The organism is Paenibacillus sp. GCM10012306 (genome assembly GCF_042649265.1).
In the GTDB taxonomy this organism is placed as follows: Bacteria; Bacillota; Bacilli; order Paenibacillales; family Paenibacillaceae; genus Paenibacillus_AQ.
On the sequence record NZ_JBHRYW010000009.1, the window covers coordinates 39,230 to 51,140 of the forward strand.

The following is an 11,911-nucleotide window of genomic DNA, read 5'->3' on the forward strand; positions in this document are numbered from 1 at the left end:
AAAATTTACTGCCTTGACAGTCTTGTTTCTATTGTCTGTCTCTGTATTTGGAAAGGACGGTACACGCAGCGGTGAAGTGGAGGTAGATATGTCGAAGCTTACCGCAGCCAATGATACGGGTCCTGTTATTCCCCACGGTACCTTAATCTGGAGATTTGGCCAGCATGACGGTTCAGCACGTGAATTTGCCGTCAGCGGTTCATCCGATGCCCAAAAGGTGTTTCAAGTGGCTTCTCCCGTAGTGAAGTCAACGTTGCTTAAAAGCATCCCTTCCGGTCTGGACGGGACGACAGAGCCTGAACTTAGCATTAACTACCAACTGGACAAGATCCCGGTGAACGGGGTCTTGTTTCGCGTCAGTATCCTGGATGCCTATAAATCTGTACCGCAGATGAGTGTGTTTTCCAATCGGGAGTTATCGGGTATTATCCAGATTGCCGGTGTCGCGGGAGCGGAAGATCAATACAATTTTCGCAAAACCTATGAACTGTACATCCCGAAGGAGCAGCTGCAGGTCGGGAGCAATGAGCTGAAGCTTCAGGTGACCCGAGGACTGTATTCTTCCAGTGCCGAGGATAAGTTCAACTGGTGGACTTGGGATGATCTTAGTCTGGAGTCGCTAAACGAGCCGATCAAAGAACCGATTCACGGCAGCTATACCCTTACCGGAACGATGGTGAACAATAAGCATTTTTATTTTGACGAGGGTGCAGTTGCGCATCTGCCTTATGTTATGAAGTGGCTCGGGGTGGCCTACAGCGGCAATATTATGCGTGCCAGCTGCGCCAGCGACGTTGGTCGGTCCTGCTCCAACATGGAAGAGTACTACAAGGTGCTCAAGGATTATAACATGCAGGCAGTTGCCCTCTATTTATACACCGGCGACATCAAGCTGAAGGACGATGGTTCCCTATCTGATGAGGCGGCCAAGAAATTGACGGATTATTTCCGCAAGTATAGCCCGTATTTTCAATACTATGAAGTCGACAACGAGCCGGGGCTGTTCAACCGTTCCAAGGCTGTTAACCTGGCTGTCGCCCATTGGCTGAATACCAAGGGGAAAGAGATTGCGCCGTATCTGAAGACGGTAGCCCCAGGCTGGGCCTATTGGCCGGAGTACCAGCAGAATTCCTGCGGTAATCAGAAGGGGGGCGTACGTGAGTGCGGAGACCCGGATGGGTGGGAGCGTGATCCCGAGCAGCGGCTGGAGCTGGAACAAGTAACGGATCTGACGAATGGACATTCTTATGGAGATTCTTATATTTTCAGCAACGGCGGCAGCTTTACGGAAAATTTGAAAACCTTTGGTGGGGCTGCAGACGGTCTGGCCAAAAAAATGCTGACCACCGAATTTGGCACCTCGGATAGTCATGTGGATGCCTACCAGTATGGTGCAACCGAGCGGACGGCTGCCGTATTCGACCGGATTATGCGGGCGCATATCGGTTATGCGGATATGTTCATCCAGCATGCTGCGTTTTTCAAGGATTTCAGCCTGTTCAAATACGGATTTAATCTTGAGGAGCATGACCCCGCCAAGACGGAGATTTATTATACGAAAAATAATGAGGATTCCCGGGTCAGCATCATGCGTCGCCTGAGTCTGGCCTATGCCACCCATGGGGCTCCATTGACCTATGAAGTTACGAATAAAGCAGCTCTGGCTGACAAGCTTGTCTATGTCCGTGCCGTGGATACTTCCACACTGGACCCGCTTGCCGGCAGCGGAGCGACCTCGAACAAGGTGCTGGTGAACCTGGTGAATTTCGAGAACACGGTGCAGACGGTGTCCGTGAATGTAACCATGCCGAAGGCGGAGGTCTATGAGGGAGAGCGGTTCGGCAACGGAAATACCTATGAAGAAGCACGTAGTTATGTAACGGGGAAACAAGCTTCTCCAGTGCTGTCCTTCAAGGAGACACTGGCGCCTGGGGAGGGTGTGCAATATATTTTACAGCCCTCAGCCGAGGTGAAAATGTCAGCGCCACAGAAACTGAAGGCTGCTGCGCTCAAAGGCCCGGCCGTTCAGCTGAACTGGCTGGAAGCGCCGGGTGCAAGCTATGAAGTGCTGCGGGGCGAAGGCTCTGGTGGTGCGCTTCAGGTCATCGCTTCCGGTGTTCAGAGCACACAGTATAAGGATGTTAAATTACGTGAGGGTACCCTCTATACCTATAGGGTACGTGCCACCGGCTCCACGGTAATGTCGGAACCCGTACAGATCACAGCTACCGGATTGGTGCCGCTGGATCGTAGTGGATGGCAGGCCTCCTCCAACGCAAGTGGCGAGACTTCTAATCCACGCAGCGCTTTTGACGGCGATCGCCGAACCCGCTGGGACACCGGCAAACATCAAGTCTCGGGTGAGTATTATCAGGTGGATCTGGGCGAGGCTCACAGGATTGAGAGGATGGATCTTGACAACACCTTGTCTGCCTATGATTACCCTAGAGGTTATGAAATCTATGTCTCGGAAGATGGGGTGGGCTGGAGCAGGATTGCTTCGGGGAAAGGCAGAACGGAAGCAACCACTATTACTTTTGCTCCGACCCGGGCGCGCTATGTGAAGATTTTGCAGACAGGGAGCGGCGGCAATTACTGGTCGATTCACGAGCTGCAGATTTATTCGAGAGATTAAAGCAACGTGAAATTATTCTATATAGTACGAACTTAAAAGTCTAACATCCTGGATAGGGGAAACTCTTGATATACAAGGGTGTAACTTGAGGGATTACGTTCGAGAATAAGTGGGGCTTTATTAACAGGGAAATATACCTTTAATTATTTTATTTAACCTTATTTGTAATAAACAAAGAGAATTTCTCCCGTTAAAAAGCCTCTTTTCTCCGTCATTGCATAGATAAAAGGTATTTAACGGGAGTTTTTTAGACTGTCGAGAAACACCATTCTCTACGATTGTTGGCGAGAAATAGCCTTATAAATCAGGCTCAAATTCATCATCAGTGCTTGCCAAAACCACTGCTTCAGAAGGTTGAAACTTATGCATGGGGGCTAACGGACCCTATCGTCGTTATTTGCACATCAAGCAGCTTCTGGAACATGTAACGGACTCAGGTGCCGCTATTTCCTTCCAAACCGTGGATTTTACACAGGATTTCTGCTCATAACGTCTATGGAGTCCGTTATTTTTTGGAATGGTCAGGTGTTAGGAAATAGCGTCTCTAGGGTCCGTTACCAGATGGAACAAGAAGCAAGTCCTGATTTCGAGATAGGTTCATTAATCAAGGGTTTAATTATGGATTTTCTCAAAACAACTACTTTCTCAACAGTCTGAGTTTTTCCAGTTGTTCTTAAAAAAGAAGAGGATTTAATCAATATAACAGGAATCATTCCCGCTATTCCCATGCCCTATGGAGTAAAGCGGTCTTGTCGGTGTAATTGCCACCTGAAGGAATGGAATTCTTGTAAATCAAGGGCTCATTTTATATCTTAGGATAACAGAGCGTGTTATTTAGATGCCGATGTCTATTTCCGAAATGACATTGTGTTTTTAAATGCGTTTTATATATTATTAAAAAGCCTCCACCCGTAGATTAAGCGGGTCGGAGGCTTATTCATTTCTCACCGTGCTGCATTTAGCACGGTGGAATGATTGAAGGGACAATGGGGTCGGCGACCCTTGTCCCGGATTAAATAAAGTTCAGCCCGGCCATGTAAGGCAGGGGCAGCGTAGCGTCCCCTTCCGGAGTTCCGGCCGGGGCAAGCGGGCTGGCGGGATCGAAGAGCAGCGAGATCAGCTCACGGTCATCTGTTGCGGCGGAGAGGTCAATGTTCCGGCTTGTCCGGAACGCCTCGGTCTGCCGCAGCAAGGCCTCACGGTCAGCGATGCAGACCGTGCCGCTGTTCGCGCCGCTCGTCATGGCGGCGCGGGCATCGCGCAGCAGCGACAGCAGGCTGCGCTCCTGCCATGGCACCGGCACCTGCAACGTGCTGGTGCCGGTGCAGAGGGCGGCCTTGGCCAGTAGCGCAGCTACCGCTTCCGGCCGCCCGGCCCATTCCAGCGCCGTCCCCTGGTTCGGCGCGTCACTCTCTGCCGCCGGCCGCCCAGCTCCGGCGCCATCGCCCGCCGCTGGCTGCCCAGCCCCGGCGTCATCGCCCGCCGCTGGCTGCCCAGCCCCGGCGTCATCGCCCGCCGCCGGCCGCCCGGCTCCGGCGTCATCGCCCGCCGCTGGCTGCACCGCAACGGCGGCGAAGCCCTCAATGCTGCCGTCACGTTCCGCGACGAGGGTGCGCTGGGGCAAGCCCAGCACCCCCGCGTACGCCGCGGCCCCCAGCAGCAGACCCAGCTCGGCCGGACTGTGGACATGTCCGGCCTGCCGGGACAGGAGCAGCCGGTTGACCGCGAGCAGGTCGCCCGGCTGCATCGGCCGCAGACTCCAAGCGTCTCCAGCCGCAGCGGCAAGGGCCTGTGCCGAGTTCTGGGTCAACTCGGCATGCACGGCTGCGCCGAAGGGTACGCAGCCTGCCCGTTCATACAGCGAGCGGTCGCCGGACACGAAGATCAACGACGCTCCCGCTCTGGCCGCATGGGCCTGGCACAGCTTGAGTAGCTGTCCGGCCAAGCCGACTCCCCGATAAGCCGGGGCAGTGCACACCGCCCCGATGGAGAAGACCTCCAGCAGGATTTCCTCGGTCTGAATGACAGAGGGGACAAGTCCCATAAACGCCGCCAGTGTCCCGTCACTGGTAAAAGCACCATAAGAATGGCTGGTTCCCGGCTGGAAAATCGCCGGGAAGAGCTGCTTCATGGAGAGGTCACCTTCATTTCGAAAAATGTCGTCTGCCAGTGCAGCGGCTTGATCCAGCTCGTTATTTCTGATTAATCTTAGTTGCATTTATAGTTTGCCCCCCGGTATGAAATGAAGTAGTCGGAACAATTTTAATAATTAAAGTATAAGGACAGTGAGATTTAATATCCAGTCTTGTCCATACTACCAAGTGTCTTAGGTAGACGGGAATTCGGGTAATAATGGAAGGATACGGCCGCAGCCGTGCGGCGTTACCCCGATATAGAAAGGGTGTGAAGATCACGATGAGTCATCTGGCGGATCAAGTTATTATGTTACTGGCAGCGCTGCTGCTGGTTGGGGTGCTGTCTACCAAGTTCTCCTCCCGCTTCGGCATGCCAGCGCTGGTGCTTTTTATTGCCGCTGGAATGGTCCTGAGCCATTTCATTTATTTCAACAATGCGTCACTGACGCAGGTGGCCGGTATTTTTGCCTTGGTTGTCATACTGTTCGAGGGCGGCATGCAGACGAATCTGAAGGATATTCGGCCAGTGATCTGGCCGGCCCTGTCGTTATCCACAATTGGGGTGTTGGTGACTACCGGTGTAGTCGGCGTATTTGCCAGATTTGTCCTTGATGTTCCCTGGCCGGAAAGCCTGCTGTTCGGAGCCATTGTAGGTTCCACGGATGCAGCCGCTGTTTTTTCCGTACTTGGCGGCAAAAATATCGACAAACGTCTAACCTCTACGCTGGAAGCAGAATCAGGCAGCAATGATCCCATGGCCGTATTCCTGACGGTCACACTGATTGATTGGATTCAGCATCCGAGTGGGGCGTGGTGGAGCCTGATCTTCTCTTTTATATGGGAAATGGGGCTGGGTCTGCTGCTAGGGATTCTGCTCGGTAGGCTGGCCATCTATCTCATCAATGTGATTAACCTGGACTCCTCCGGGCTCTATCCGGTGCTGGCCATCGGCTTCGCTGTACTTACGTATGGAGTCGCGGCATTGACGCATAGCAGTGGTCTGCTGGCTGTTTATGTCATGGGTCTCACCTTGGGCAACTCCGAGCTGGTGTATCACCGGACCATTATGAATTTCAATCACGGGTTTGCCTGGATGATGCAGATCGCCATGTTTATTCTGCTGGGGTTGCTCGTATTCCCGCAGGATTTGTCGGCTATCGCCTGGCAGGGTCTCCTGCTGTCCGTCATTCTGATGCTTGTTGCCCGGCCCATCGGGGTATTCCTTAGCCTGATGTTCGCCAAGTTCTCCTTGCGGGAGAAGACGCTGATCTCCTGGGCGGGTCTTCGCGGGGCTGTCCCCATTGTGCTCGCTACCTATCCGCTGCTGGCTGGCCTTGACCATGGCCGTCAGTTTTTCAATGTCGTCTTTTTCGTTGTGCTGACCTCAGCGGTCATCCAGGGGACAACGATTTCTCCGCTGGCCTCACGGTTAAAGCTGATCGGACAGGACGATAACACACAGCCGTCGCTTATGGAACTGGTGGCCTTAGGAAGAACGGATTGCGAGTTCAATCATATTGGGATCAACCCGCTGATGCCGATTGCCGGCAAGCAGATCGCCGATATGGGGCTACCGGAGGATATTCTGTTTACGGCGATTATCCGTGACAAGAACATCGTGACTCCACATGGCAGCACGACGATCCAACCTGGAGATACGGTGTATGTGCTGAGTCCGAAGGCCAAGCGGGAGGAGATGCGGGCCCTTTTCCGGTGTGGTCCAAGAAGGGCGGCAGGGGAGCGTACGGTATAGACTGAACAAAATTGTAATATAAGGGGAACGGAATAAAGATCAAGTTTGGAACTGAAGGAGCGATAGTGACCGCAAAAAAGCAGTTCACAGGCAGGACCGTATCGGAAGCGTAAGCCCTCCGGATTTATCTGTGAATAAGCGATACAAGTTAAAGAAATCTGGAGACAATAGCTTCCGAAAGTCTAAACCTTCTCCAGAGTGACAACCTTACTAAGTAGCTTTCTCCCAGTTTACTTTGAAAATGGAAGAATTTTTCTTTAGTGTGACGCAAATAATATGCGTTGGACAGGTAGTTATGCTACGTTTGGTCTGATTGGGAGAATAGATTGCAAAAGTGTTAAAGATGTGTTAAATTAAATATAGATTTAGAACGAGTCTAAATATAATAAATGATTTTGGGAGGTTTTATTAATGAGTACACAATTGAAGAATCAAACGGAACTGCAAGCTGCGTTGAACCGTCAGACCGCCAACTGGACATTGCTCGGAGTGAAGCTGCATCATTATCATTGGTATGTGAGCGGACCACAGTTTTTTACCCTGCATGAGAAATTTGAGGAATTCTACAATGAAGCTGGCGGATATGTGGATGAATTGGCGGAACGCTTGTTGTCCATTGGTGGACAACCTGCCTCGACGATGAAGCAATACCTGGCCCTCTCCGGATTGAAAGAAGCACGTGGCGGCGAGAGTGCTCATGATATGGTAGCTGGGCTAGTCAAGGACTTTACTTCCATCGCCGAAGAGACCAAGGAAGCGATTAGCGCTGCGGAAGAACTTGGTGACCAGCCTACAGCGGACCTGCTGATTGGCATCAGAAGCAGTGTAGAGAAGCATGTCTGGATGCTGAACGCTTATCTTGGTTAAGCCTGCTAATGCTGTAATCCTATATTAACAAGTAAGCGCCCTGCGCAGGTTCATGCGCATGGGCGCCTTTTTGCTGCGTCCAGGTGAATAATATAATTGTCGATGACTACTACAATAAAGTTATAGAAGTTAATTTATTGGTAATAAACCTAATCTGGACAGGGCTTTGAGAGCCGTCGCAGTGTATTTGGTTCAGCCTATTAATGAACAGGCCCTTCATTTGTGTTACGATACCTTCATAAGTACGCAAACATACGATAAACATATTTTACTAGATGGGGTTAGCCTATTGAGTCGTACAAAATATATATGGTTTATAGTGATTGTTGTTGCGGTGTTTATTGGGCTGACAGCCCTGTCTTATCTCCAATCCACAGGTCAGCCCAAGGCCCGACAGGGCGTACTGGATTTGCGCTCAGGAAAAAGTATGAACAGTGGGAGCACCGCTCTGCTGGGGGAGTGGATGTTCTACCCTGAACAACTCCTAACCGGAGCGGAGGAAGAGACGAGTGGCTCCACAATGCGTTTCATTCAGGTGCCTGGCAACTGGAGAAATGCCATCGAACCTATTTTTCACAAGAACGCATTAGGATATGGAACATATCGCCTGCAGGTCCTACTGAAAGAGGAAGCGAATGAGATTGGCTTTCGGGTTCCACTTATTCGCACATCTCACCGTTTGTTCATAGATGGACGGGAGGTTGGCTCACAGGGCAGTGTATCTGCAGATAGCAAAGACTACAGGCCCGGAGTCAAACCATACATATCACGTACTGAATATAAGGGTGGCATTCTTGATTTGTATGTACAGGTGGCTAACTATGATTTTGCATCCAGTGGGGGAATTGTTCTACCCATTCAGATCGGGACGGTGGATTCCCTGTACAAGGGGGGGCAGCGTGACGCCGCTTTGGAATTTGGCATAGTTGTTATCTTTGGTTTTCTAAGTTTTTTCTTTGGGTTTATGCACTTTCAAGCCCCGAAGAATGGTTGGATCTATATTTCTCTGTTTTTCCTAAGCCTGATTTTCCCTGCCTTGTTCCAAGGGACAAGATGGATATTTACGATTTGGCCAGCAATTTCATTCCGCCTGATTGTGATCCTTTATTGGCTGTCTATGCTTAGCGTCACCTTTTGGATGTTTATGTTCGTGTGCAGGCAGGAGACTATGCGGACATGTAAGTGGGTTAAGCGTGGAATCATTGTTTTTAATATCATCCTTATTGGCCTCATGCTGGGCTCTCCGTTATCTATATTAACCCGGTTTACTCCGGTGTTAATTTTGGAGGGGACAGCTGTGTTTGGATATGTGCTCATTGTTCTTTTGCGCGCGATGAAGCATGGAGACCGATATAGTATTTATCAATTTTTATCGTTTTTTCTATTTGCTGCGCATTGTTTTTCTAACATGCTGATGCAGGTTGGACTTAATCATATGGGCCTCTGGTATTTCCTGCAGGTTCTCCTGTTCACGAGCTTTTTCGTACTGATGTTTATGCATCAATTTTTGGTAGCTTATCACAAGCTGAAAATGCTGACCTCTGAGATCAAACGGATGGAACGGATAAAGAATGAATTCACTGCGAGCGTATCGGAACAGATGAAGATACCGTTAAATGCGGTCATTAGTATCACAGACGCCAGATTGCATTCGGATGAGGGACTGACCCCAGAACAACGGGCAGATTTGCAGCTCGTGACATCAGTAGGGTGGACGATGCGGCGGCTGGTTGATGATCTGCTGGATTTCTCTCGCCTGCAGGAGCAGGAGATCAGACTACATCTTCGTCCAGTGGATTTGTACGCAGTTATGGATGAGGTTATTGAGCGTACCCGCTATATGATCTATAACGATTCGATTATGATGACCAATCGTATTGAGAAGACGATGTCTCCGATGATTGCGGATGAGCAGCGGCTGTATCAGATTTTGACGGGATTTCTTCAGCAGGGAATCAAGCTTATGATGGAGGGCGCCATTACCGTTGATGGGATTTCCTACGAGGATTTTACTGAAATTCGCATTCAACTGTATGGCAAAGGCATCACCACTGTACAGCAATCCTTGGTCAGGGAGATATGGAGCCAGGTGGCGGATTCCAAATTCATGCAGAGCAATGACGGACTCGGTCTGTTCCTGATCAAAAGACTCGTTGATTTGCATCAGGGGACGTCAAGGGTTGTTACGGAATTTGAACGAGAAATCTCGTTTATTGTCACGTTTCCGTCGGTGGGGAGGCATGAAGTTGATACGTTAGTCTCAGGGTTGCCTAAGCTTCATTCTAAGAACGACATCGTTTTGATGGATAGCCCCTGGGCTGTACATAAGCAGAATCGGGATAGCGATATGGATTTCTCTGAAGGCAACATTCTTGTGATCGATGATGATGTGCTGAATTTGAGAATTGTTCAGGCTATCCTTGCTCAGGATCAGCATGAGATTACCGTAATCAGAACACCCGAGCAGTTGAGGGATCGAATCCACGAGTTATCCAAGATAGATCTCGTGATCGTGAACCGCACATTGCCAGGCACCTCGGGGGCAAGGATATGCCGCGCCATTCGTGAGCAGTATACCTTGTTCGAACTGCCGATTCTCCTGCTGACTTCCCCGGGACATGCGGATCAAGCGATAGAAGCGGGTCTGGCTGGGGCCAATGATTTTTTGAAAAAACCGATTGAGGCTTCCGAGCTGCGTGTACGTGTTCGCACTCTTGTGCAGATGAAACGCTCGGTGACTGAACGAATCCGGATGGAGCTGGGCTTCCTACAGGCGCAGATCAAGCCGCATTTTCTGTTCAATACTCTAAATTCTATCGCTGCACTGAGTAAACGTAGACCAGAGCAAATGAATCAGTTGTTGGCCGAATTGGGTCATTATTTGCGGGAAAGTTTCCGGTTTGACAGTTCACAGCCGCTGACGCCTTTTGAACGGGAGCTGAAGCTTGTACAATCCTATCTTCATATTGAAAAGGTCCGTTTTGAGGATTGGCTGAATTTCGAGATCGAGCTTCTCACCTCCACCCAATTCCGGATTCCACCGTTGACGATTCAGCCGCTTGTGGAGAACGCAGTGCGGCATGGAATCATGCGCCGGGCTGAGGGCGGGACGCTCGGGATTGTGGTCAGTGGTGACACTGAGTACATTTGGATCTCCATCAAGGATGATGGGGTAGGGATGACCCCGGAAACGGTGGCGAATATACTGGACACGGCCTCCAGAGAAGGAGGCATTGGCATCCGCAACATCGATCGTAGACTCAAGCAGCTGTTCGGATACGGTCTTCTCATCCACAGCGAGCTTGATAAGGGCACAGAAATTCAAATCCGACTTCCGGTCGAAAAGGTGGGTATCCATGAGAGCCATATTGATTGATGATGAACCCCTTGCTCTGACACATTTGGCGGAGGAACTGCAGCATTTAAGTGAAATTGAGGTTATCGGAACGTTCAGAAGCCCGAAACAGGCATTAAAGCATATTCTCCAGGAACAACCTGAGGTCGTTTTTCTGGATATTGAGATGCCCGAGATGAGCGGAATTGAACTGGCCGAGCATATTTTGCAGCAGCTTCCGAATACACACATTGTTTTTGTCACGGTTTTCGATGATTATGCAGTCAAAGCCTTTGAGCTGAACTCTTTGGATTATCTCTTGAAGCCGCTCCAGACCGAGCGACTGGCCAAGACGATTTCGCGGCTGAACTCTGCCGCAACCGGTACAGTACCTGCAACAGACCCGGTATTTAAAATTCATTGCTTCGGTTGTTTGAAATTTGAACAAGCCGGGCAGCCTAAGGCGGCTGTGCGCTGGAAGACATTCAGGGCCCAGGAGCTGTTCTGTTTTTTGCTTCAAAATAGAGGTAAGCCTGTTCGAAAGGAAGTGCTGCTGGAGCGGTTGTGGCCGGGGGTCGAGTGGAAGCGCGGTGTAACCCAGCTCTATACGGCCATATATCAGATTCGCAAACAGTTGCAGGCTGAGTATATCAATATCCAGATTTCCAATCTGGAGGAAGGATATATGCTTGAGCTGAACGGCGCTGTAGTGGATATTGAGACTTGGGAAAAACAATTGGCCGTGGCGCCTGCTCTGAATGAATTCACACTGGCTACGCACTTGCAGATTGCTTCGCTGTACAAGGGAGACTACTTCGGTGAGTATGCTTTTGAATGGGCTGAGATGGAGCGGACAAGATTGCGTGTCCTCTGGGTCCGGCACATCCGTCTGCTGGCAGGTTACTATATGGATACACAGCAGAATGAGGAAGCAGTAGCCCTGTATCTTAAAGTCCAACGGGTGCTGCCGAATGAAGAGAGCATTTACTTCGAATTGATGCAGCTCTACAACGTAATGGGGGAGCGGCGTTCGGTTGAATACCAATATGAATTGCTGGCTCGGATGCTGCGCAGAGATATGGATATGGTGCCACATCCGAAGGTGCAGCGATGGTTTGAGGCGTGGAAAGAGGAAGGTCCAGGAAGTGCAGACACGAAATAGTGTATACATCAAGCTCTAGATCCGC

6 protein-coding genes are annotated in these 11,911 nt (G+C 50.4%); 5 read left to right on the plus strand and 1 reads right to left on the minus strand.

Annotation, left to right across the window (positions count from 1 at the left end; genetic code table 11):
- The first annotated feature begins 88 nt into the window (after positions 1-88).
- Positions 89-2,635 (plus strand): discoidin domain-containing protein, encoded by a 2,547-nt coding sequence (locus ACFORK_RS19385; RefSeq protein ID WP_379202415.1) that lies wholly within the window; start codon positions 89-91, stop codon positions 2,633-2,635.
- A gap of 1,012 nt (positions 2,636-3,647) precedes the next feature.
- Here the strand turns inward: ACFORK_RS19385 and ACFORK_RS19390 are convergent.
- Positions 3,648-4,853 carry a GNAT family N-acetyltransferase gene (locus tag ACFORK_RS19390; protein WP_379201973.1) on the minus strand — a complete coding sequence of 402 codons (1,206 nt, stop codon included), beginning with the start codon at positions 4,851-4,853 and terminating at the stop codon, positions 3,648-3,650.
- Positions 4,854-5,050: 197 nt separating this feature from the next.
- On the opposite strand from ACFORK_RS19390, the gene ACFORK_RS19395 reads away from it, so the two are divergent.
- From ACFORK_RS19395 to ACFORK_RS19410, 4 genes are all read left to right on the plus strand, one after another.
- Positions 5,051-6,523: a potassium/proton antiporter gene (locus ACFORK_RS19395; RefSeq protein WP_379202417.1), complete on the plus strand. Its 1,473-nt coding sequence runs from the start codon at positions 5,051-5,053 to the stop codon at positions 6,521-6,523.
- 411 nt (positions 6,524-6,934) lie between these two features.
- Complete coding sequence (locus ACFORK_RS19400) at positions 6,935-7,390, plus strand: Dps family protein (protein WP_379201975.1); 456 nt, start codon at positions 6,935-6,937, stop codon at positions 7,388-7,390.
- Between the two features lie 289 nt (positions 7,391-7,679).
- Positions 7,680-10,766, plus strand: coding sequence for a histidine kinase (locus ACFORK_RS19405; protein WP_379201977.1), 3,087 nt, complete (start codon positions 7,680-7,682; stop codon positions 10,764-10,766).
- A complete protein-coding gene (locus ACFORK_RS19410; protein ID WP_379201979.1) occupies positions 10,747-11,886 on the plus strand; it encodes a response regulator in 1,140 nt (379 codons plus the stop codon). Before ACFORK_RS19405 ends, ACFORK_RS19410 begins: the two co-directional genes overlap by 20 nt.
- The last annotated feature ends 25 nt before the right edge of the window (positions 11,887-11,911 follow it).

Excerpts from the sequence above, each read along its gene's own strand:
- ACFORK_RS19385 (WP_379202415.1), top strand. The coding sequence starts at position 89 with ATGTCGAAGCTTACCGCAGCCAATGATACGGGTCCTGTTATTCCCCAC.
- ACFORK_RS19390 (WP_379201973.1), bottom strand. The coding sequence starts at position 4,853 with ATGCAACTAAGATTAATCAGAAATAACGAGCTGGATCAAGCCGCTGCA.
- ACFORK_RS19395 (WP_379202417.1), top strand. The coding sequence starts at position 5,051 with ATGAGTCATCTGGCGGATCAAGTTATTATGTTACTGGCAGCGCTGCTG.
- ACFORK_RS19400 (WP_379201975.1), top strand. The coding sequence starts at position 6,935 with ATGAGTACACAATTGAAGAATCAAACGGAACTGCAAGCTGCGTTGAAC.
- ACFORK_RS19410 (WP_379201979.1), top strand. The coding sequence starts at position 10,747 with ATGAGAGCCATATTGATTGATGATGAACCCCTTGCTCTGACACATTTG.